This window comes from Pseudorhodoplanes sp., from assembly GCA_032027085.1.
GTDB lineage: Bacteria > Pseudomonadota > Alphaproteobacteria > Rhizobiales > Xanthobacteraceae > Pseudorhodoplanes.
In genome coordinates this window covers 2,835,014-2,857,483 of record JAVSMS010000001.1, presented here as the reverse complement: position 1 = coordinate 2,857,483, position 22,470 = coordinate 2,835,014, and the positions used below count along the sequence as shown (strand labels likewise).

22 protein-coding genes are annotated in these 22,470 nt (G+C 61.4%); 8 read left to right on the top strand and 14 right to left on the bottom strand.

Annotated elements, in window-relative coordinates:
• Window positions 1-50: 50 nt before the first annotated feature.
• The gene (locus RO009_13735; GenBank protein MDT3686091.1) at window positions 51-1,508 is read right to left on the bottom strand and encodes a hypothetical protein; all 1,458 of its coding nucleotides are present in this window, start codon (window positions 1,506-1,508) and stop codon (window positions 51-53) included.
• 298 nt (window positions 1,509-1,806) lie between these two features.
• Between RO009_13735 and RO009_13730 the strand changes: the two genes are divergently transcribed.
• Together RO009_13730 and RO009_13725 are read left to right on the top strand one after the other, a co-directional pair.
• Entirely contained in the window at window positions 1,807-2,859 is a 1,053-nt protein-coding gene (locus tag RO009_13730; GenBank protein MDT3686090.1) for a lysylphosphatidylglycerol synthase transmembrane domain-containing protein, read from the top strand.
• Between the two features lie 118 nt (window positions 2,860-2,977).
• A complete protein-coding gene (locus RO009_13725) occupies window positions 2,978-3,751 on the top strand; it encodes a ferredoxin--NADP reductase (GenBank protein MDT3686089.1) in 774 nt (257 codons plus the stop codon).
• On the opposite strand, the gene RO009_13720 is transcribed toward RO009_13725, so the two are convergent.
• Window positions 3,715-4,044, bottom strand: coding sequence for a GIY-YIG nuclease family protein (locus RO009_13720; GenBank protein MDT3686088.1), 330 nt, complete (start codon window positions 4,042-4,044; stop codon window positions 3,715-3,717). The genes RO009_13725 and RO009_13720 overlap by 37 nt on opposite strands.
• Before the next feature lie 356 nt (window positions 4,045-4,400).
• Here RO009_13720 and RO009_13715 point away from each other — a divergent pair, with 356 nt between their 5' ends.
• The gene (locus tag RO009_13715) at window positions 4,401-4,550 is read left to right on the top strand and encodes a hypothetical protein (GenBank protein ID MDT3686087.1); all 150 of its coding nucleotides are present in this window, start codon (window positions 4,401-4,403) and stop codon (window positions 4,548-4,550) included.
• Between the two features lie 54 nt (window positions 4,551-4,604).
• Here the strand turns inward: RO009_13715 and RO009_13710 are convergent, their stop codons facing one another.
• Window positions 4,605-5,393, bottom strand: a complete 789-nt coding sequence (locus RO009_13710; GenBank protein MDT3686086.1) for a phosphoadenylyl-sulfate reductase — start codon at window positions 5,391-5,393, stop codon at window positions 4,605-4,607.
• 218 nt (window positions 5,394-5,611) lie between these two features.
• On the opposite strand from RO009_13710, the gene cysD reads away from it, so the two are divergent.
• Window positions 5,612-6,406, top strand: a complete 795-nt coding sequence (gene cysD, locus RO009_13705; protein ID MDT3686085.1) for a sulfate adenylyltransferase subunit CysD — start codon at window positions 5,612-5,614, stop codon at window positions 6,404-6,406.
• A gap of 34 nt (window positions 6,407-6,440) precedes the next feature.
• Entirely contained in the window at window positions 6,441-8,342 is a 1,902-nt protein-coding gene (cysC, locus tag RO009_13700; GenBank protein MDT3686084.1) for an adenylyl-sulfate kinase, read from the top strand.
• Between the two features lie 119 nt (window positions 8,343-8,461).
• Here the strand turns inward: cysC and RO009_13695 are convergent, their stop codons facing one another.
• The 7 genes from RO009_13695 to RO009_13665 all read right to left on the bottom strand — a co-directional run bounded on the left by RO009_13695 (window position 8,462) and on the right by RO009_13665 (window position 16,896).
• A complete protein-coding gene (locus RO009_13695; GenBank protein ID MDT3686083.1) occupies window positions 8,462-9,772 on the bottom strand; it encodes a pyruvate dehydrogenase complex dihydrolipoamide acetyltransferase in 1,311 nt (436 codons plus the stop codon).
• Between the two features lie 24 nt (window positions 9,773-9,796).
• Window positions 9,797-11,248: an NAD-dependent succinate-semialdehyde dehydrogenase gene (locus RO009_13690; protein MDT3686082.1), complete on the bottom strand. Its 1,452-nt coding sequence runs from the start codon at window positions 11,246-11,248 to the stop codon at window positions 9,797-9,799.
• A gap of 132 nt (window positions 11,249-11,380) precedes the next feature.
• Window positions 11,381-12,361, bottom strand: coding sequence for an alpha-ketoacid dehydrogenase subunit beta (locus RO009_13685; protein MDT3686081.1), 981 nt, complete (start codon window positions 12,359-12,361; stop codon window positions 11,381-11,383).
• Entirely contained in the window at window positions 12,349-13,371 is a 1,023-nt protein-coding gene (locus RO009_13680) for a thiamine pyrophosphate-dependent dehydrogenase E1 component subunit alpha (protein MDT3686080.1), read from the bottom strand. Before RO009_13680 ends, RO009_13685 begins: the two co-directional genes overlap by 13 nt.
• Before the next feature lie 33 nt (window positions 13,372-13,404).
• On the bottom strand, window positions 13,405-14,361 hold the full coding sequence (locus RO009_13675) for an NAD(P)-dependent oxidoreductase (protein MDT3686079.1): 957 nt from the start codon (window positions 14,359-14,361) through the stop codon (window positions 13,405-13,407).
• Window positions 14,362-14,413: 52 nt separating this feature from the next.
• Entirely contained in the window at window positions 14,414-15,706 is a 1,293-nt protein-coding gene (locus RO009_13670; protein MDT3686078.1) for a Xaa-Pro peptidase family protein, read from the bottom strand.
• 104 nt (window positions 15,707-15,810) lie between these two features.
• Complete coding sequence (locus tag RO009_13665; GenBank protein MDT3686077.1) at window positions 15,811-16,896, bottom strand: LacI family DNA-binding transcriptional regulator; 1,086 nt, start codon at window positions 16,894-16,896, stop codon at window positions 15,811-15,813.
• Window positions 16,897-17,092: 196 nt separating this feature from the next.
• Here RO009_13665 and RO009_13660 point away from each other — a divergent pair, with 196 nt between their 5' ends.
• Complete coding sequence (locus RO009_13660; protein MDT3686076.1) at window positions 17,093-17,536, top strand: hypothetical protein; 444 nt, start codon at window positions 17,093-17,095, stop codon at window positions 17,534-17,536.
• A gap of 11 nt (window positions 17,537-17,547) precedes the next feature.
• Here the strand turns inward: RO009_13660 and RO009_13655 are convergent, their stop codons facing one another.
• The 4 genes from RO009_13655 to RO009_13640 form a co-directional block, all read right to left on the bottom strand.
• The gene (locus tag RO009_13655) at window positions 17,548-18,126 is read right to left on the bottom strand and encodes an HdeD family acid-resistance protein (protein MDT3686075.1); all 579 of its coding nucleotides are present in this window, start codon (window positions 18,124-18,126) and stop codon (window positions 17,548-17,550) included.
• A gap of 193 nt (window positions 18,127-18,319) precedes the next feature.
• Window positions 18,320-18,922 carry an OmpA family protein gene (locus RO009_13650; GenBank protein ID MDT3686074.1) on the bottom strand — a complete coding sequence of 201 codons (603 nt, stop codon included), beginning with the start codon at window positions 18,920-18,922 and terminating at the stop codon, window positions 18,320-18,322.
• An 8-nt stretch (window positions 18,923-18,930) separates the two neighbouring features.
• Window positions 18,931-19,356: a cysteine rich repeat-containing protein gene (locus tag RO009_13645; protein ID MDT3686073.1), complete on the bottom strand. Its 426-nt coding sequence runs from the start codon at window positions 19,354-19,356 to the stop codon at window positions 18,931-18,933.
• A gap of 84 nt (window positions 19,357-19,440) precedes the next feature.
• Window positions 19,441-20,040 carry a MarR family transcriptional regulator gene (locus RO009_13640; protein ID MDT3686072.1) on the bottom strand — a complete coding sequence of 200 codons (600 nt, stop codon included), beginning with the start codon at window positions 20,038-20,040 and terminating at the stop codon, window positions 19,441-19,443.
• A 247-nt stretch (window positions 20,041-20,287) separates the two neighbouring features.
• Here RO009_13640 and RO009_13635 point away from each other — a divergent pair, with 247 nt between their 5' ends.
• Together RO009_13635 and RO009_13630 are read left to right on the top strand one after the other, a co-directional pair.
• On the top strand, window positions 20,288-21,508 hold the full coding sequence (locus RO009_13635; protein ID MDT3686071.1) for an FAD-dependent monooxygenase: 1,221 nt from the start codon (window positions 20,288-20,290) through the stop codon (window positions 21,506-21,508).
• Between the two features lie 26 nt (window positions 21,509-21,534).
• Window positions 21,535-22,395: a fumarylacetoacetate hydrolase family protein gene (locus tag RO009_13630; protein ID MDT3686070.1), complete on the top strand. Its 861-nt coding sequence runs from the start codon at window positions 21,535-21,537 to the stop codon at window positions 22,393-22,395.
• Window positions 22,396-22,470 lie beyond the last annotated feature (75 nt).

Here is a 22,470-nt window from a genome sequence, read left to right as displayed (position 1 = left end):
TGGGAATGCGCCGCCCCTGTCACTTTTTGACCCCAGGCCCTGAGCAGACGTCAGATGCGGCGACCAAACAGCAGGATGGCGCCGACCGGGATCATCAAGCCCATGACCAGGACCACGATCAGCAGGACGCCGAGCTCGCCATAATCGCCGCGCTGAATGGTGAACAATTGATTGAAATATTTGGTCTGCAACTGTCCCGCCACCAGCGCCAGATTCATCAGCGAAGCCATCAGCGCGAACCAGGTCGCGCGCCGTCCCGGCGGCGCATAGAAGGCGATCAGCGTCAGCAGCGGCACCATGCTGAGCTGCACGAAGGGCGACGCCGTCGCCGCATCGATCATGGCGATGGTGCGCGCACCGAAGCCGAAACGCGCTTCCGTCCATTCAGCGAGGCCGTAGTAAAGACCGACATTCGGCAGCGCCAGCAGCGCCCCCAAAACGGCGAGCCAGAGCAACGTCCATTTCACCGGATATTCGGTGATCTGCTTTGAGAACACCCACAGCACGACAAGCCCGAGCAGCGCGCCTGTCTGCCGCAAGGTGCCGTAGAAGGCCTCGTCGAATTTCAGCACGTCGAGCGTCCACCAGAAATAACCATCGCCAACCGCCGGCGTCGCGCGAAACGCGAAGATGATCAGTGTCGTATATAAGATCGCCATGCGCGACTTGTGGTCGAGATCGCGCGTGACCCAGACCAGCATGGTGCAGATCACTGTCATCGACAGGACGAAGATCAGCTCCTGCCCATAGGGCAAGCCGCCAACCGCCAGCGCCACCACCACCGCGCCGAAAGCAAGGCCGGCGCCGAGGATGCGCCAGTCGAGCGGGCGCCGCTCGCCGGTTTCCTGCACGAGGAACACGCTGGTCAGTGAAACCGCCGGCACAACAAGTCCGAATAGGAACACCGTCTCGCGGTCGAACAACGTGGCAAGCCAGCCCGAGAGGCCCGCGACTGCAAGAATGCCGCCGGACAATGCGAGCCGCCCCAGCACCTGCACCATGCCGAGCTCGGCCTTGATCTCGTCCTCCGGACGCGGCGTCCCCTTCTCGTCGGCGCGCGGCACCACCTCGGTCGACATCGCATCAGCGACCACATCCTGGATGACCGTGCCGATCACGATCAGGATTGCGCCCAGAACAAAGAGCTGCTCGAGCCCGAGGAAAGCGAGCCAGCCGCCGGCTGCGCCGGCCAGGACGATCAGGCCCGCGGTCGTGAACGCGGCGCCGAGCATGATGTAGGATTTGCGCTGCGAGCCGAAGAGCGGAACGCTGTCGACCAGTTGCCCAAACACCATCTTGATGCTCCAGGGCAGCGTTAGCCACACGCCGATGCCGGCGAGCTCGGCCGGGCTGAGCGTCAGCTTCTCCTTCACCCACATGTCGCGCGTGACATCGGTCAGCCCGAGCGCGCCATAGGCGAAATAGACCATCACCACCGGCAGATAGCGCGGGCGGAAGGACTGGATCGGACGGACGAGATTGTCGGCAAGGTTTTGAAGAAGGTTCACGTGCGGCTCAGGCTGAATTGAAAAGCTTAATGGTCTTACGGGACGCTGCGAAGCATCGGACCCGGGATCACGCAGTGGTGTTTCGCAAGCGCTCCATTGAACGAATTCCTGAACTTCAAGAGGGATCCGGTATTGGAACCGAGGCGCCGCGGCAATCGGAATCGGACCTTATCACGCGGTCCGCCTCCCGCTTGCCTAATCCGACTGGATTATTTACCCATGGCGTCCGGCTCCCGTGAGCGATCGGCTTGCCCATTCCTTTCCCAATCATCCCTCCAGAGCAAGATCGTCCCCACCTATGACCAGATACACCCTGTGGGGCCTCAAGCTCGCGTTCACGCTCACAATTCTGGGCGCCATTGCCTGGAAGCTCGATTTTCACGCCATCGCGAAAGCCTTCTCCGCGCTGGCGCCGGCCGCCATTCTTGCCGCCTTTGTCGTCATCGTCCTGCAGGCGGTCTTCACCGGCCTCAGGCTCGCGCTGATTGTTTCAACCTTCGAGCATAGCATCTCGGCGCCGCACGCGATCCGCATCAGCATCGAAAGCATCTTCTTCGGCCAGACCTTTGTGTCATTTCTCGGCAGCGATGCGCTGCGTGTCTGGCGTGTCCGCAAATCCGGCCTTGATCTTGAAAAGGCCGGCGCCGCCGTTGCTCTTGATCGCGTTACCGGCATCATCGTCAATCACGTTCTCCTGCTCGCCAGCCTGCCGTGGCTCTTCGCGCGCATCGACAACGATGCAGTCCGGCTGATTCTGGCGCTGCTCGCCTTTGCCGGCGTGGCGGGCACGGTTACGGTGTTGCTGTTCGGATATTTTCGCCACCATGTCCTCAGGATTGCAGGCCGCATCACCGGACATCGCGCCGCAAAGATTGCAGGCTTCATCGCCCAGGCGGTGACCGCGGGACAACATCTCTTGCGCCCTCATCCGCGTCTCTGGCTTGCCGCCGGCGTCAGCCTGCTCAGCGCGCTCTGCAACTCGCTTGTCTTCTTCGTTCTGTTTCTCGGCTGGCATGTCGACACGACCTCCGCATTGCTGGCGGCGCTTCTGGTGCCGGCGGTGCTCGAAATCGCGATGCTGCCGATCTCGATCGGCGGCTGGGGCGTGCGCGAGGGTGCGGCCATCATCGCCTTCGGCACGGTGGGGGTTCCGCTGGCCGTCGCCTTTGGCGCCAGCGTCGCCTTTGCGCTGCTCAGCCTTGCGCTCGGCCTGATCGGCGGCGCGGCTTGGTTGTTCGGCCGCAGGCCGGACATGCCGCAGGACGAGACCCCACTGGCACCTGCTGAACCATGCGAGGTATCCGCCAAGCGCCTGCAAACGGGCGTCCCGGAAAGAAACCTGCGCGCATAACGGCATTGCGAGAATGGAATTGCTGAATGGGGGAAATATTTGGCATTCAAAAAGCCGCAAATCACCCTAATTTGGCGCCTCGCCACCCGACCTCACTGAAGCATCCCGGACATCTCTTTTGAGCAATCTCAACAAGGAAACGGTCCTCTCCGTCAGGCATTGGACCGACAGTCTCTTCTCATTCACCGCCACGCGCGATCCCTCCTTCCGCTTCGTGAGCGGCCAGTTCGCTATGATCGGACTGGAGGTGAACGGACGACCGCTCTTGCGCGCCTACAGCATGGCGAGCGCGCATCATGAGGACAATCTGGAATTCTTCTCGATCAAGGTCCCGAATGGCCCGCTCACCTCGAAACTGCAGCATCTGAAAGAAGGCGACATCATACTGGTCGGCCGCAAGGCAACCGGCACGCTGGTCCAAGACAATCTGCTGCCGGGCCGTCGCCTCTTGCTGCTGTCGACGGGAACCGGGCTCGCGCCCTTTGTCAGCATCATCAAGGATCCCGACACCTATAGCCGCTTCGAGCAGATCGTCCTGGTGCATGGCTGCCGCCAGATCGCGGAGCTGGCCTATGGCGAAACTATCATCGCCGATCTCTCGGAGCATGAATTCTTCGGCGACTACGTGCGCGAGCAGCTCACGTATTACCCGACAGTCACCCGCGAGCCGTTCCGCAATCGCGGGCGCATCACCCACCTGATCGACAGCGGCCGGCTATTTGCCGATATTGGCCAGCCGCCGCTGAACCTCGCCGAAGACAGGGTGATGCTCTGCGGCAGCCCGGCGATGCTGGCGGATCTGCGTCCGCTGCTGGACCGGCGCGGCTTCACCGAAGGCAGCTACGTCGAACCCGGTCATTTCGTGATCGAAAAGGCCTTCGCCGAGCGCTGACCTGCACCATCTGCTGCCAGCTGACCCAGGCCCGATAGAGTCTCGGCAAATTTCTGCGACAATTGCCTGCGAAAGGCGCGATCGCGTTTCAAGTGCCATTCGCGGCTCATGGCCGCTGTCCGCGTCTCGAAACACTCCGAATGCAGGAGCACCCAGACGCGGCCGCGGGTTGATCGTGCTCCCCGACCGGAATTGTGCTGGGTCATACGGCGGGCGAGATCGAGCGTCCACCCGACATAGGTCTTGATGCCGCCGCGGCCATGACTGGCGAGCACATAGACGTAGCACTGCATGCGGCGATCTTCCTAGGCCTCGTGTGGTGGTTCGGAAATTCGCTCGGTTCTTGCGGCGTGTTCTGTGAGCGATTTTCCGAACCAAGCCACACCAGAATCAAACATTTGCTAGTGTCCTTCGATTCCGACGTTCGCTCCAGAGCTGGCAGCAAACTCTCGCGAACTTCGGAATCGGGACCCATGATAGATTTACGCCAATTGGCCATCCTCATGGCCCGCTGCTGCCCGGCCTGCCGGCGGCGCAGCCCGAGCAAGAGACGAGCCAGAATCGGGTGCACGGGCGAATACGTTCGCCCGGCCAATCCGGCGCATCAACCGATTTATGAAAAGCTGAAGCAGCAGCCGGGCTGGAGCGCTTGAGCGAATTTCTTGCGCCCTTCCGCCTGCCGAAGAATCTGCTGCTGAAGGTCGAAGACTGCGACGGCAGCGTCAATTCCTATTACGAGGCGGCGGTGGTCACAGTCACGCGGGCCGGCCTTCGGCCGGATCGGGTGACGCGGGCATGACGAAAATTATTGAGCGGTTACAGACGAGGTTGACTCTTGCAACACTTGGGGGCTTTAGCCTTTCGAGCTTTCTGGCGCCTGATGAATCCCGCATTCAGTTTTGCCCCGCCTCTGCCAGCGTCCGTCCCTGACCGATTGGCCGGCGCTCACCCGGCTCGTGCAGGGCATGCATCCGATCGAGGCGTAGCCGGCCTGCTCCAGCGGATGACGCGGAAGATCGAACTGCGTGAAGGATTGCTGCACCTCCTCCTGCGTGACATGTGCCAGCGGGTTGAATTTCAGCCTTAGTCCGTCGCTTTCCACCACTGGAATCTGACTGCGCGCGTGACCGTGAAAGCGCTTGCGCCCATTGATCCAGCCGTCGAATGACACAAGCGCGCGTGACAAGGGCTCGACCTTGCGCAGCGAACAGCAGGCATCGGGATCGCGAAACCAGAGATCGCGCTCGGCATCGCGTTCCGCAACGGCAAGCGAATTCGGTTTCAGGACTCGTATGTCGGAGAGTCCCAGTCGCGCCACCAAAGTGTCGCGATAGGTTAGCGTTTCCTCAAACAGCCAGCCGGTGTCGAGAAACAGCACCGGAATTGCAGCATCGACATCGGCGACGCATTTGAGCAGCAGCGCCGATTCCGCGCCGAAGGATGACGTGACTGCGAGCCGGCCTTTCGGCACGGCCGATTGCGCCGCACGAATGATCTGCCTCGGCGATGCTGATTGCAGAGCTTCGTTCAGTTCGGCGGCGAGACGATCGCGCGCCTCGCGATTACGGTTCGCATCGGCGCGCGCGGTGTCCGTCCGCAGATTTTCATCGCCGGGCGACTCGTCATCCAACTGAAAATGCATTGGGAAAATATCCGATTGACGAGATTTTTTTCCATATAAAACGAAAAAATAGGACTTGGATAGAAAAATTTTCTACTGCAGATGAAACGCGTTTTGGAATGTCCAATGACCTTTCCCGCTGAAATCGAGACGATTTTTTTTCTCGCCGGATTGCCACGGCTGCGCATGTGCGCGCGGCGTCCCTGGTCGACGCACGCAACCGGTACGGAATAGCACTCATGGATCGTCTCGACGAACTGGAAGCGCAGAGCATCTACATTTTTCGCGAAGCCTTCGCGCGCCTGAAACATCTCGCCTTGCTGTGGTCGCTGGGCAAGGATTCCAACGTGATGATCTGGCTCGCGCGCAAGGCGTTCTTTGGCCGCGTGCCGTTTCCCGTGCTGCATGTCGATACCGGCAAGAAGTTTCCTGAGATGTATACCTTCCGCGACCGCTACAGCGCGGAATGGAATTTGAAACTGCTCACCGAGCCCTGCCCACCCATCGAGGCTGTCGATAACTCGCTCCCTCCGGCCGCGAGATCCGCGGCGCGCAAGACCGAAGGCCTGAAGCTCGCGTTAGCGAAACATGGTTTCGATGGATTGATCGCCGGCATTCGCCGTGATGAGGAGCCGACGCGGGCCAAGGAACGCATTTTCTCGCCGCGCGGCGTCGAAGGCCAATGGGACGTGCGCAGCCAGCCGTTGGAATTCTGGGATCAGTTCAACCCCCGCCTGCCGGCGGGCGCGCATTTGCGCGTGCATCCGATCCTGCATTGGACGGAAGCCGATATCTGGGCCTATACGCGCCGCGAACAGATTCCGGTCATCCCGCTCTATTTCTCGCAGAACGGCAAACGCTACCGCTCTCTCGGGGACGCCGACATCACCTTTCCTGTGTCTTCCCACGCATCGACCATCGACGAGATCATTACCGAACTCGATGCCACCAAGGTGCCGGAGCGATCCGGGCGCGCCATGGATCATGAATCCGAGGACGCGTTCGAGCGTCTGCGCCTCTCGGGATATCTCTGACCGTCGTGACCATCCCTAGCCAGCGCGTGGCACCATGAATGCTCCCGTCTCGCCTCTCGTCGCCTCCCCTCAGCCGCTTCGCCCGCGCCCGCTCGTGCGCATCGTGATTGTCGGCCATGTCGACCACGGCAAGTCGACGTTGATCGGCCGCCTGCTGCATGAGACCGGCAGCCTGCCGGACGGCAAGATGGAGCAATTGAAGGCGGTGAGCGCTCGCCGCGGCATGTCGTTCGAATGGGCGTTTCTGCTCGACGCATTGCAGACCGAGCGCGATCAGGGCATCACCATCGACACCAGCCAGATCCGTTTCCGCACCGCCTCGCGCGATATCGTTCTGATCGACACGCCCGGACACACCGAATTTCTCCGCAACATGATCACCGGCGCGTCGCAAGCGGACGCCGCCTTGCTGCTGATCGACACCAGCGAAGGCGTGCGCGAGCAGACGCGCCGGCATTGCCACCTGCTGCAACTGCTCGGGGTTCGCCAGATCGCTGTTGTCATCAACAAGATGGATCGCGTCAATTTCGATCCGGCGCGGTTTGCGACAATCAAAACCGAAATCGTCGGCCAGTTGCACCAGCTCGGTCTCATGCCGACCGCCGTGATCCCGATCTCGGCACGCAACGGCGACGGCGTTGCAAAGCACACCTCTTCCACAGCCTGGTATTCCGGACCCGCGGTGCTGGAGGTGCTCGACAGTTTTGCGCCGGCGCGACCGGACGCGGAACTTCCCCTGCGTCTGCCGGTGCAGGCGGTCTACAAATTCGACGACCGGCGGATCATCGCCGGCCGTGTAGAGACCGGGCGCATATGCGTCGGTGATGACATTGTCGTTGCTCCGACAGGACAACGTGCGCGCATCCGCGCCATCGAGGCTTGGCCTGCGCCCGACAGGTCAGCGGCCTCGCAAACGGCAAGCGCGGGGCAGTCGGTCGGCATCACCCTCGACAGCGAAATCTTTGTCGACCGCGGGCATGTCATTTCGCCCGCCTCCACGCCCGCCAAGGCGGTGCAGCGTCTACAGGCGCGCGTCTTCTGGCTGCAGCAGGCGCCGCTCGAATCCGGATCGAACCTCACCGTCCGCATCGGCACGGCCGAAGTGCGCGGACAGGTCACCGCCATCGCCAAAGCCATCGATCCCGGACAATTGTCGGCGCAGGGCGCCGACGCGATTGCGCAGAATCATGTCGGCGAAATCGAAATCACCCTCGCGCAGCCGCTGGCCGGGGACATCCATGATCTGAACCCGCGTACCGGCCGCATTGTGCTGGAAACGGCGGGTCATATCGGCGGCGGCGGAATCCTGCTCGCGACCGATGAGGCAAAACCGCAAATACCGGCGCAAGCCGATATCATACCGGTGCCCTCCGCCGTCGCAGGCGGCGAGACTGCTGAGCGCTTCGGCCATCGCGGCGCAGTGATCTGGTTCACCGGTCTGCCGGCCTCCGGCAAGTCTACGCTCGCCCGGGCGCCGGAGCGGCGGCTGTTCGCGCGCGGTGGCATGCCGATCTTGCTCGACGGCGACACGCTGCGCACCGGTCTCAATTCCGATCTCGGCTTTTCGCGTGCGGATCGCGCCGAGAATGTGCGGCGTTTGGCGGAAGTCGCGGCACATCTGTCGAAGAGCGGCATCATCGCGATAGTCGCCGCCGTCTCCCCGCAAGCCGAGGATCGTGCGCGCGCCCGGCAGATTGTCGGACCGGATTTCTATGAAATCCACGTCGCAGCGCCGCTCGATGTCTGCGAGAGCCGTGACCCGAAAGGGCATTACAGAAAAGCGCGGTCCGGCGCTCTCGCCTCATTCACCGGCGTCGGCTCGGATTACGAAGCTCCCTCCAATCCCGATCTGCGCATTAACACTGCGGAGCGGGCTGTCGATTACGCAATCGCGGATATCGAGACGTTGCTGGCCCGGCGCGATGTGTTGCGGTAGACGTTACCGTCTATCGCCGTCGCCCTGAGGTGCTCGCCGGCTTTGCCGTCCTGCACCTCAGGATGACGGAACAACACTAAGCGCACAAAATACGTCCCTGCCGAGGAACGGCTCAGGCCTTACACCAGCATGGTGACGGGGTTTTCCAGGTAACCCTTGATCGCCTTCAGCACCTCGGCCCCCACCGCGCCATCCACCACGCGATGGTCGCAAGACAAGGTGATGCTCATCTGGCTCTGGAATTTCACCAAGCCATCCGCTGCTTCCACCGGAGCGCGCCGCGCTTCGCCGACGGCGAGGATTGTGGATTGCGGCGGGTTGATGATGGCGGCAAATTCGCGCACGCCATACATACCAAGATTGGACACCGCCGACACCCCGCCCTGATATTCAGAGGGCTTCAACTTCCTGTCGCGAGCGCGCGCGGCGAGGTCGCGCATTTCGTTGGAGATCGCACCGAGTGATTTGGTATCGGCGTTGCGGATGACGGGCGTGAGCAGCCCATCCTCAAGCGCCACGGCAACGCCGATGTCGGAATGCGCGAAGCGCAAGATGCGGTCCTCGGCCCAGACCGCATTGGCGGCCGGCACGCGCTGCAAGGCCAGCGCCAGCGCCTTGATAATGAAGTCATTCACCGAGATGCGGTATGCCGGCGCGCCGTCCTTCACCGGCGCCGCGGCGTTTGCGTCCTGGCGCAGGTTCAGAAGCGCGTCGATTCCGACATCCGCGGTCAGATAGAAATGCGGCACCGTCTGCTTCGATTGCGTGAGGCGCGTCGCGATGGTCTTGCGCATGCCATCGAGCGGGACTTCCGTGTAAGCCGCGTCGGCATAGACCGCCCTCACCTCGGACAGGCTCAGGCCGGCCGCAATCTGACCGCCGCCGCGCGCCTGCGGTGCGGCATTCTTGATGTCGTCGGCAACGATACGGCCATGCGGTCCGGACCCCTTGATCCGCGACAGATCGATGCCGTTTTCGGCGGCAAGTCGCCGCGCCAGCGGCGTCACCGACACGCCGCCCAGCCGCGCTGGTCCGTAGTTGCGCTCGGGCGTGCGCACTTCACGATAGGGATCCATCGGAGCCGCGGGTTTGGTTGGCTGGAAGGTTGATGCGGCAACGGGCGACGTCGCAGACTGCGCGGCAATCGGAGCAACAGCCTTGGCCGAAGCCGCAGCCGGCGCACTCGCGGTGGCACCGGCGCTGCCGCCGATCACAGCCACAACGGTGCCGACCGCCGCCACCTCGCCCTTCGCGACGCGGATTTCCGTGATGAAGCCTGCTTCGATCGCGGGCACTTCCATCGACACCTTGTCGGTCTCGATCTCGAACAGATTGTCGCCCGGCTTCACCGCGTCGCCGACAGTCTTGAACCAGGTGCTGATCTTTCCCTCGGTGACGGTTTCACCAAGCTGCGGCATCAGGACGTCCATGCTGCTCCCCGCTCCGACGCTTTCTTACCAGTTCACCGAGACATATTGCGTCTCGAGGAATTCCATCAAACCTTCATGCCCACCCTCGCGGCCAAGGCCCGACTGCTTCATGCCGCCGAACGGCGCCGCCGGATCGGAGACGAGACCGCGATTGAGGCCTATCATGCCGAAATCGAGCTTCTCCGAAACGCGCAGGCCGCGTGTCAGGTCCTTCGTATAGAGATAAGCCACGAGGCCATATTCGGTGTCATTGGCGCGCTTGATTGCCTCGTGCTCCGACTTGAAGGTCTGGATCGACGCGACCGGGCCGAAGATTTCCTCGTTCAGCATCTTGGCGTCGTCGGAGACATTGGTGATGACCGTCGCCGGATAGAAAAAACCCTTGCCCTCCGGCGTCTTGCCGCCGGTGAGCACTTTCGCGCCCTTCGCTACAGCATCGTCGACCAGCTCGATCACCTTGTCGCGGCCTTCCTGGTTGACGAGCGGCCCGAGCATCACGCCCTCATCGAGGCCGTTGCCCATCTTGAGGTCGGCCATCTTGGCGGTGAGCTTCTGGGCGAACTCGTCGTGCACCTTCTCGTGCACATAGAAGCGATTGGCGGCGGTGCATGCCTCGCCCATGTTGCGCATTTTGGCGATCATCGCGCCTTCGATCGCGGCATCGATATCGGCGTCCTCGAACACCAGGAACGGCGCGTTGCCGCCCAGTTCCATCGCAGGTCGCACAATATTGTCGGCGGCTTCTTGCAGCAGCTTGCGGCCGACTTCGGTCGAACCGGTGAAGGATACGACACGTACGCGCATATCGTGCAGCATGGTGCCGACCACCTTACCCGACGAGCGCGAGGGAATGACGTTGACGACGCCGGCCGGAACACCCGCCTCTTCCAGGATCGGCATCAGCGCCAGCATGGTGAGCGGGGTGTCGGAGGCAGGCTTGAGAACCACCGTGCAGCCGGCTGCGAGCGCCGGACCGATCTTGCGAGTCGCCATCGCCGCCGGGAAATTCCACGGCGTCACCAGCACGGCGACGCCCGCCGGCTTGTGTTGCACCAGAATGCGCGCACCGGACGATGGCGCGGTCGAGAGCTGGCCGATATTGCGCACCGCTTCTTCCGCGAACCAGCGGAAGAACTCGGCGGAATAGGCCACCTCGCCGCGCGAATCCGGCAGCGCTTTGCCGTTCTCCAGCGTGATCAATTTAGCGAGCCGCTCAGCGTCGCGCATGATCAGGTCATAGGCCTTGCGCAGGATTTCCGCGCGCTCGCGCGGCTTTTTCGCGGCCCAGGCCGGGCCCGCGGCCGCGGCCGCATCGACGGCGGCCTTGGCATCCTCGACCGTGGCGCTGGCGACGGACGCGATCGTGTTCTCGGTCGCCGGATCGATAACGTCGAAACGCTCGCCGTTCGAGGACTTGCGCCATTGACCGCCGATCCAGAGGTCGGTCGGGACGTTTGCAAGCAGGTTGTCGTACATGGCGTCTTCCTCTTACTCCGTCATTCCGGGGCGGCGCACCGCGCGGAATCTGCAATCCAGATGCAAACTCAGAACCTGTTGCTGGTTTCCGGGTTCGAGAGCTTCGTTCGCGCCCCGGAATGACCAGAAAAACTAGCTATTCAGCGATCGTTTCACCGTCTCGGCGATACGATCGACTGTCGGCAGCACGACGTCCTCCAGGATGTCGGCGGCCGGCAGCGGGATATGCGGCGTGGTAATGCGCACCGGCGGGCCGTCGAGATCATAGAAGGCCTCGTCAGCCACGATCGACACGATCTCGGCGCCCCAGCCGCACAGCCGCGGATTCTCCTCGACCGTGAACAGCCGATGCGTGCGGCCGACCGAATTCAGGATCGTCTGCGTATCGAGCGGCACCAGCGAGCGCACGTCGATGACCTCCACATCAATGCCGTGCTCACTCTGAAGTTTCTCGGCGGCAGCCAGCGCCCGCGGTACCATCAGGGCGAGCGCAAGAATGGTCGCGTCCTTGCCGGGACGCACGATTTTCGCGGTGCCGAGCGTATCGACGATCTCGCCGTCGGGCACTTCGCCTTTCACGGCATAGAGCGACTTGTGCTCGAAGAAGATCACTGGGTCAGGATCGCGCACGGCGGCCGCCAACAGGCCGATCACGTCGCGCGGCGTCGACGGCGCGACAACTTTCAACCCCGGGATCATCATGCACCAATTCTCGACGCTCTGGCTGTGCTGGGCGCCAAAGCGCGAGCCCGCGCCGTTGCCGGTGCGCACGACGAGCGGGCATTTGGTCTGCCCGTTCGACATGTAGCGGCTCTTCGGAAATTCGTTGGCGATATAGTCGAAACAGACCGCAATGAAGTCCGAAAACATGATTTCGGCGATGGGCTTGAGGCCGGTCATCGCCGCCCCCATAGCTGCGCCGAGAATAGCCTGTTCCGAGATCGGGGTGTCGCGCACGCGCAGCGGACCGAACTGCTCGTAAAGCCCGACGGTCGCCTTGAACACGCCGCCGGCTTTCGCCACGTCCTCGCCGAGGAAGACGACGTCGGGATCACGGCTCATTTCTTGGGCGATGCCGCGCGCCACAGCCTCGCGGTAGGTCAGTTCCGCCATGCCCAGCCTCCATCGGCATAAACGTCGGTGGTCAGGATATCGAGTTGCGGCATCGGCGCCGCCTTGCAGGCCTCGGTCGCGTCGTCGACTTCACGGCGAACTTCGGCGTCGATCCCGGCAATCGTGTCCTCGCTGACGCCGAACTGTTTCAGGCGTTCACGATAAACAATGACCGGATCGCGCTCTTTCCATTTCTCCAGCTCGCCTTCGGGACGATATTTCGCCGGATCGGCGCGCGAATGGCCGCTGTGGCGATAGGTCAGGCATTCGATGAGCGTCGGTCCCTCCCCGGCGCGCGCCTTGGCGAAAGCTGCCTGCGCCGTGCGGTAGACGACATCGGCGTCGTTGCCGTCGATGATGATGCGCTCGAGGCCGTAAGCGGCCGCACGGTCGGCGGCGGGATGCGGCACCGCCGTCACTTCGCTGATCGGCGTGTATTCCATGTAGAGATTGTTTTCGCAGACGAAGACCACCGGCAGCTTCCACACCACCGCGAAATTCAGCGCCTCGTGGAAGGCGCCGATATTGGTTGTGCCGTCGCCGAAGAAGCAGACCGACACGTCCTTGTGCCCCTTGTATTGCGCCCGCCAGGCGGCACCGCAGGCAATCGGCAGATGCGCACCGATGATGGCGTAGGAGCCCATCACCCCATGCTCCTCGGAGGTGAGGTGCATGGAGCCGCCCTTGCCGCGCATCAGACCGTTGTCGCGCTGCATAAGTTCGCCCAGCACCTTCTCCACCGGCACGCCGCGCGCCAGTGTATGCGCATGGCCGCGATAGGTGCAGAAGGACAGGTCGCCCTTTTGCATCGCCTCGGCGAAACCGGCGGCAATCGCCTCCTGCCCGAGCGACAAATGGCTCGTCCCCTTCACCAGGTTCTGCAGGAACAGGTCGAACGCCCGCTGCTCCGCCTCGCGCAGGCGAACCTGCGAGCGATACAAGGCGAGACGCTTGGTCTCGCCGATGTCGTCATTCAGACCGCCACTGGTCGATTGCTTTGATGGCTTCATGATGAACTCGTGCGGGTCGCGGAAAGGGGACGATCAGCTTTCGAGGCCGGTGGGAACGTTCTTGTTTTCGCTCACAAGCTTCATGCCGGCAAGTTCGGCCATGGTCTCGGCCATTTTGGCGAAATCCTGGGCCAGAATCTCCTTCGCATTGGGCTGAGAGAGCGCCTTGCCGATGTGCTGTTGCAACACTTCGCGAGTGGCGGCCGTCACCGGCATGGGCACGTCCCATTCACGGCCCAGCTCAAGCCCGAGATCAAGGTCCTTGCGCAGCAATTCCGGGGTGAAGGTCGTGCTCCAGTCGAGGTTGACCAGAGCCGGCGACTTGTAGGCGGTGAACATCGAACCCATCACGCCATTATTCATGAACGAAAGGAAGGCATGGCGCGGCACGCCCATCTTGTTGGCGAGCAGCGTGATCTCGATCAGGTTCTCGATCACCACGCCGAGCATGACGTTGTGGGCAATCTTGCAGATGCGCGCGAGCTCGCCGTCGCCCACGTAAGAGACGCCCTTCGGAGCAAAGACCTGGACCAAGGGCATGACCGCCTTGGCCGAGGGCTCCGGACCGGAGACCACTGACGACAGTTTGCCAGCCCTGATGACATGCGCATTGCCGGAGACAGGTGCGGCAACGAAGTCAACGCCCTTCTCTTTCAAACGCTCGCGGATGCGAACCGAATCCTCAACCGCAATGGTCGAGCAGTCGACGAAGATCTTCGGCAACTTGCTCTTGGCATTGGTCACGATGCCGTTCTTGCCGAAATACACCTCTTCGAGGTCCGGACCGGCGGACACGATCGCAAACAGGATGTCCACGCCGGCGAGATCGACCGGGTTGTCCACGATCTTACCGCCGAGCTTGGCCAGCGGCTCGGCTTTGGCCTTGGTGCGATTCCAGATCGACACATCGTGACCCGCCTTGAGCAGGCGCTCCGCCATCTGATAGCCCATGCGGCCGACACCGATCCAGCCGAGCTTTTGATTTGACATCAACCACTCCTATAGAAAGACACACGAGGGCGCGACGCGCCGGAGGACAGGCTCAGTAACGACTCGCAATCGGTAAATCCTCGGCCGGGAACAGCGAGATCACCTTGCAGCCTTTGTCGGTCACCACAACCTCCTCCTCAATGCGCGCGCCGGAATATCCGTCGGTTGCCGGGCAATAGGTTTCTATCGCAAACACCATGCCTTCCTTGATTTCGGTTGGGTGATCCATCGAAACCACGCGCGAAATGATCGGTCGCTCATGCAGCGCGAGGCCGAGGCCATGCGCAAATTGCAGACCGAAAGCTGCCATTTCGTCGGGGAAGCCAAATTCCGGAGCCTCCGGGAACGCTTCGCAGATATGCGCGGTGGACGCGCCCGGCTTGATCCGCATCATCGCATTATCCAGCCACTCGCGCGCCTTTTTATAGGCGTCGCGCTGTGAATCGGTCGCGCGCACGACATTGAAGGTTCGGTAGTAGCAGGTGCGATAGCCCATGAAGGACTGCAGGATATCGAAGAAGGCCTGGTCGCCGGGTCGGATCAGCCGGTCAGTGAAATTGTGCGGATGCGGATTGCAACGCTCTCCGGAGATCGCATTGATGGCTTCTACGTCATCGGAGCCGTGCGTATAGAGGAACTTGTTGACCTCGGCGACGATGTCATTCTCACGTACGCCCGGGCGCAGCTTCTCGTTGATAAGATCATAGGCGCCGTCCACCATCGCCGCAGCGCGGTTGAGCAGCGCGATCTCGTCGGCCGACTTGATTTCGCGCGCTTCCAGCATGACCTGCTGGCCGTCCTTGATCTTGAGACCGGCCTTCTGCAGTTCGAACATCATCGGCGGCTCGATGATGTCGACCCCGATCGGCATGTCGGCGACGCCCGCCTCGCGCAGCAGGGCGGCGAGTTCCTCGGCGTGACGCCTCATCAGGCCGAAATCGGGATGCACGGTGCCACGCAAGCCGACGAGACCGGCCTTGCAGTTTTCCGGCTTTAGCCAAGGCGCGTAAAGCTTGTGATGGACGGCAGCCGAACCGAAATCCCAGAGGATGGGATCGCCGCTGCGGGTCAGCAGCGCCCAGCGTGACAGCTTGTCGCGCTCCCACTCGCCGATCTTGGTCGAGGTGATATAGCGGATATTGTTGACGTCAAAGACGAGCAGCGCGCCGAGATCGGAATTCTCCAGCGCCTGCTGCGCGCGCCCAAGCCGGTATCTGTGCAGCCGGCGGTAGTCGACCCGCTCTTCGAAATCGACGCCCATGATGCCAAGCGACGGCAGCGCCCGGCCCCAGTTGTGGCGCGGATTGATGTCTTCTGCGCTGATCTTGCGGATAGCCTGATCCATGATGGCCTCCTTGTCTGTCCGTCTGCAAATTTGGCAAACGTTTGCACTTCCTTGATGCGAGAGTCAATCGGCGCCAGCCTCTTCCAGAAATTATTACTCTACAATCAATCGCTACGCTGTGCATTGCGCTTGCGCATATCGGTGCGCACCTGAACTGTCGGTCGCAGTGCTGTGGTCGAGGCCCGCACGACCAATTCGATCGGGAGGACCAGATGCTCCGCCTTGCGCAATTTTTCCGGCGTTTTCAGCGCCTCTACCATCAGCAAAGCGGATTCGTGGCCCATCTTCTGATGCTGCACCCGCACGGTCGTGAGCGGCGGCTGCAACCGATCGACTAAAGGAATATCATTGAAGCCTGTTACCGATATGTCGCCCGGACATGACAGGCCGAGGCGATGCAATGCGGCGATCGCGCCGATCGCTAGTTGATCATTGGCGCACACGACGGCGGTGAAGTCACGGCCGGCAGCCAGTAATTCCTCGGCGCAGCGCTCGCCCTCCTCCTCGCTGAAAGTCCTGGCAAAAACAACGAGACCTTCGGCGCGATTGATATCCAGCAATTTGCGATAACGCTCAAAGGCGCTGTAGCGCATGAATCCGGTGGAGACCTCCTGCGGGCCGGCAATGTGGGCGATGTCGCGATGCCCCAGCGACGCAAGATGCGTGAGCAATTGCCTGATCCCCTCGTCCTCGTCGTGCACCACCGACGAAAATCGCGCGTCGTCGACCTGGCGGATAATGGTGACGATCGGCTTGCCCTCGGTCAGTCGCGAGATCAGCGCATCGCGCCGCTTGGTAGTGGCGAGAATGAAGCCATCTACGCCGCGCGAATTTAATGTTTCCAGCACGCGCTCTTCGCGGCGGGCATCGTTGTCGGTATTCGCTACGATGGAAACATATTCATGCAGACCAAGACCGTCTTCGATCCCGCGAATGATCGGAGGAAAGACGGGATCGGACAGGTCGGGAACGACAACGCCGATCGTGCGGGTCCTGTTGGTCTTGAGCGTGTAGGCGGCCGCATTCGGCTTGTAGCCCAGCTTGCGGCTGGCGTCGCGAATCTGCTCGGCGAGTTCCGGCGACACATTGTGCGTGGATGCCGGGTCCAGCGCGCGTGACACGGTCGACACATTGACGCCGACAGCTTTGGCGACGTGTTTCAATGTGACACGCTTGTTTTTGTCGCGCACAGGATGCTCCACCTCTCGGCTGCTGGATCAGGCAACCGCCCATTGCCGCATTATCGCAGGCCTTTCCGGCATTGGCAATCGTTTGCAGAATTTGCCCTGGCGCACCATCCCCAATGCCGAGACCGACCGTTAGGACTATCCAACGAACAAGGGCGACAGACTATAATGACACGTCGCATCGCTCATGGTGGCTCTCATGCAGATCGTTTTGAAGATTTGGCGTTCAACACTCTTCGCCGCAACCGCCGCTGCGCTGTCCACCATCCCCGTCGAAGCCCAGGAAGCGATTGGGATGAAGCTTGAGGCGGCGGGCTTTGTGATGCGAGAAGCCAACACGCCGCGAAGGATGGAGCGGTTGAAAACGCTGCCGCCGCATAGATTCGTCCGCCGGATGAAAAACGGCGCGCCCTATTACATTTACGCCGATCCGACCTATTGCAAATGCGCTCTGATCGGAAATCAGGACGCGATGAATTCCTATCGCGACATGGTGAAGCCGATTTCACCGCCTCCCGGCTATCGCGACTTTGCCGGCAATATCAGTGGGTCGGGCGAATCGGTCGAGAGAGACATCTTCAATGATATGAGTCACGACGGCGATGCCCAGATGGAAGACGACATCTTCCATCTGGGCCTCTAACCGGGCCGCAATTATTGCTGATGCTTTCTCAGCCGGAAGGCAAGCATCACCCAGGTGATCCCGAACGCGATCGAATAAGCGGCAATCGCCCAAATCAGGCCAAGCGCGCCCGCGCCCGGTGCGATCAAGACAATCAGACCGAAGATCACCGACAAGACGCCGCCGAGAATGAGCCACCACTCATTGTCGATTTCCTTGCGTAACTGGATGGCGCCGATGATCTCGAAAATGCCATGCACGACCGCCCATGCGCCGATGAACATGACCAGCACAATGGCGGTGATGCCGGGCCAGAGGAACGTGACGACGCCGGCGGCAATGCCCGCCAGACCGACCAGAACCAGCCACCAGGTCGGCATCGGCTTCAGCCGTCCGGTGAAAGCGCCGATCAGCGCCACAACGCCATCGACCAGGGCAAAAGCGCCGTATAGCAGAACCAGCGTGAAGAGAGTGATCGCCGGCCATACGAAGGCCAGCACGCCGAACACGATGGACAGAAGGCCACGCAGCAACACCAGCCACCAACCCTTGGCAAGCGCATGCAGCATCGGACGTGGGGTAATCGAGGTAGTCGCCGAACTGACCGACATTTTTACCTCCTTTAATATTGGCCCGGACAATATGGACCCGGAACTGTCCGGACCGAAAACAGCCCTGTCACAGCCGAGGCGCCGAACGGAGATTTGAATTGCCGCAGAGTTAACCGATCTCCGCCAGCTTCGGCCTAAAGCGAACTGAAATCGCGAAAATTATACTTCAACAGAGCCGGATCGCGAGAACCTCTCATCGCTTTCCGATCACAATGACTTGCACGCGCCGGTTGGCGCCGGCGCCGGCCTTGGCGCGATCCTGCAATTGCTCTTCGCCCAGCCCCAGCGCGAGAACACGTTGCGGGGAAATCCTGAACGTGGTCACAAGCGCCTCCCGGATCGCATTCGCACGCTTTTGGCTGAGCTCCAGATTGTTCTGACGCTTGCCGGTCGCCTCGATGTGATCGACCACAAGAATTTTCCGGTCCAGCAGATAAGGATGATACAGCGCGTCGGCGAGCCGGCCGAGCGTCTGGAAGGATTCCGGGCGCACGATGGCGGAATCGGTATTGAACTGAATATCCAGGATCAGTTGCGGTTGCTTGTTCAGCTCCTCCACCAGAGCGGGCCGGTCCTGCGGCTTTTGGCCGGATTTCTTGATCCGCTCCAGCGCTCGTTCGTGAATCTCCTTCACATCGATGTCGATCGGCGTGGCGGCGACGCGCAAGGCATCTACAAAATCGTCCGCCGTCAGTTTCGTCTGCGCAAAGGACGGCGCCGGCCAACACAAGCTAATGGTCAGGAGCAATAGTGGAAATGCGAGGTGTTGCATCAGCCGGATCTCTCTTGCGGTCATGCGGGGCCTTAGCGGAAATTTGCTTCGGACATGGCCTGGCTGCATCGCCACCCGAGACGCTTTGCCAACAAGAGACATTCAATCGTTGCGCCGTCTTCCTTTTGCGCGGCGGCACACAGCTTCTTTGCATCCGCCTCGCAGTGTTTCAGCAGCGCATTGCGCGACCGCGTCCGCTTGTCGATCAGACTGAAGACCTTGCCATAAGTATCGCGGCAAGCGGGCGTCAGCGTCGCCTGATTGCGGCTCAGACAATTCTTTAGCCGGTTGTTGCCGAGATTCACGCCCGCACAATTCGTGTCAATGTCCTTGCCGCAGGCCGTCGCCAGCATCGTCAGCGAGTCCGCAAAACTCGTGCTCGGCGCCGGCTGCTGTGCCAGCGCCTGCCCAGCATTTGCGAAAACCAAACCAGCTAAGACAGCAATAAATCGATGCATGAATCTGCGCATGAGGCCTCTGACGCGTTGGAACCCCAAGTCATTCTATCATGACCCTATAATCAAATCCCGCCAAACGCTTGCTCAGGCATTCTCTTTTCCGGAAGATACCCGAAGCGGCGTTTCCGCGACGTTCAGCCGGTCACCCGCTTCGATCACCCGCAGCAACATGGCGGACAGCGCGCCCTGTTCCTTGTCCGACAGACAGGCCAGCAGGGCGCGCTGATGCAGCCGCAGGCCCTCTTCGAAATGTTGCAAGGTCCGGCGACCGCCGGATGACAGATGAATGGCGAAAGCCCGGCGGTCGTCCGGCACACGGCGGCGGCGGATGAAACCGAGCTTGAGCAGCCGGTCAACCAATTGCCACAGCGTCGAGCCTTCCACGTTGAGCAAACGCGCGAGCTCGATCTGGGTCAGCCCGGGATTTTCATCGATCAGAATCAGCATGCCGCACTGAAGCGGCGTGATCGTCACCCCCTCGTCCCTGAACTGAAGCGCCCAATGCGCGCTGAAGACGTTGCTGGCGCGCCGCAACAGATAGCCGACCTGGTCGGAAAGCCGGCCAAGCCGGGCCGATTTTGCTCCAGCCGCCGCGAGTTTGCCGGCTATCCTGGCCGGTTTCGGCTCTTTCTGCATTTTGCGTGGGGCAGAACGCTTGGAGGCAGGAGCGCGGGGGCTGGGCATGGTGCTTTCCATCGGATTTCAACGAAGCCGTGTATGGAGCGTTTCTTCATCCAAAGAATGCAACCGCCCACGATTCGGGACAATGCCGAGGGCGGCTTATGTGGGTTGCGACCCCGGCATGAAAGCTGATCTCGCCCGGGATGTCGGTTTGGCGGGGGATTCTGCAGCATCGCAGGCCGCAAATGCGCCGCTTGAGCCCTCATCAGATCGAGACTATTAGGGACCCAAATCATTTGGTGGGACCCGAATGCCGACCTCTGCGTCAGATCCGATCCTCATTGCAGGAGCGGGTCCAACCGGCTTGACCCTGGCGCTCAAGCTGGGACTCGTCGGCGTTCCGTGCCGTGTCCTCGAAGCCGAGCCCGCACTGACGCATGATTTGCGCGCCGGCTCCTTTCACCCGCCGACAGTCGAAATGCTCGCCTCGCTTGGACTGGAACAAGACATGCTGGGGCGCGGCATCAAGGTGCCGGTCTGGCAGATCCGCGACCGAATCGAGGGCGTGGTGGCCGACTTCGATCTGTCGCTCTTGGCGGACGTCACGCGCTTTCCCTATCGCCTGCATCTGGAGCAGCATCGGCTGACGCCGCTGCTATTGGATCGAATTCGGACAGCGACGTCCTCAGTCAGCATTGAGTTCAACGCACCGGTCGAAAGCGTCTCACAGGACGGCAACGGTGTAACTGTGCAGGCCGGCGGCAAGACCTGTCGCGGCTCCTTCGTTGTCGGATGCGATGGCGCCAGGAGCGTTGTCCGCCAGTCCGTCAAGATCGATTTCGAAGGTTTCACCTGGCCCGAACGCTTTTTGGTGGCCAGCACGACATTTAATCTGGGCACGCTCGGTTTTGCCGGCGCGGGCTATGTCGCCGATCCGGAACACTGGGCCGCAGTGTTTCTTGTGCCGGACGATGGTCCCCCCGGCCTCTGGCGCATTGCCTATGGCACCGATCCGGACATGTCCGAAGCAAGCGTGTTAGCATCCGGCGCCATCCAGTCGCGGCTGAAGATCATTCTCGAACATGTTCTGCCGAAGGCCGATGACTTCGCGCTGAAATATGCGTCGACCTATCGGGTGCATCAACGCGTGGCCGGGCGCTTCTGTGCGGGACGCGTGGCGCTTGCGGGCGATGCCGCGCATATCAACAATCCGCTCGGCGGCTTCGGGCTGAATGGTAGCATCCATGACGCGATGAATCTGGGCGAGAAACTGATCGAGATTCATCACAATCGGGCCGAGTACAATGCGCTGTTCGATCTCTATGACCGTCAGCGGCGCCCGATCAATATCAAAGCTGTGCAGGCCATGAGCATCCGCAACAAGCGTCTGCTGGCGGAAAAGGACCAGACCGTGCGCAAGGCATCGCTGGCGGATCTGCGGGCGACGGCGGCCGACCGGGACAAGGCGCGCGCTTTTCTTTTGAACACGTCGATGATCAATTCGGTGTGGGAGGCGGCGGCCATCCGTTGAGCCGATTCAGAGTGAGGATAGCAAGCATGCGTCTCTGTCGTTTCGATGAAAATCGCATTGGCATTGTCTTGGAGCATGAGATTGCGGATGTATCAGACGCCCTCGATTTGCTGCCGTCACAGCGATGGCCGATACCCCATGGCGACCTCCTCATTGCCAATCTCCCCAAAGTCCGCAGCCGCGCCGAAACACTGGCGGCGACGGCGCCGCGCAGGAAACTCGACGCGGTGAAGCTGGAGAGCCCAGTCGCCAACCCGAGCAAGATCATCGCCGCGCCGGTTAACTACATGAAACACGTCGAGGAAGCGCGCGCTGATGCCGGCATCAATTTCGGCACCGACATCAAGACTATCGATCATTACGGCCTGTTCCTGAAGTCCAACACGTCACTGATTGGCCCGGGCGATGCCGTGCGCCTGCCCGCGCTGGAACGGCGGATGGATCACGAGATTGAACTGGCGATCGTCATCGGCAAGGAGGGCTATCGCATTCCGGAAGCACGCGCGCTCGACTACGTTGCGGGCTATTCTGTGTCGCTCGACATGGTGATCCGCGGCACCGAAGACCGGAGCTGGCGCAAGTCCTATGACACCTTCAGCGTGCTCGGCCCCTGGCTGACGACGCCCGAGGAAGTGAACGATCCGAACAATCTTGATTTCTGGATCAAGGTGAACGGCGAGACCAGGCAGGCGTCGAACACGAAATACCTGATCTTCGGGCTGGCAAAGCTCATCTCCTATGCCTCGCAGGCCTACCGCCTCTATCCCGGCGACATCATCATGACCGGCACGCCGGAAGGTGTCGGCCCGGTCGCACCCGGCGACACCATGGATTGCTGGATCGATCAGGTCGGGGAGATGCGGGTGGCAGTGACGCTGGCGAGTTGATTGTGGAGGAATTTTGCGTGGGCAAGGTGCGCAGCGCCGTGCCCACGTCATTCAGCCCACCCTTCATCGTTATTC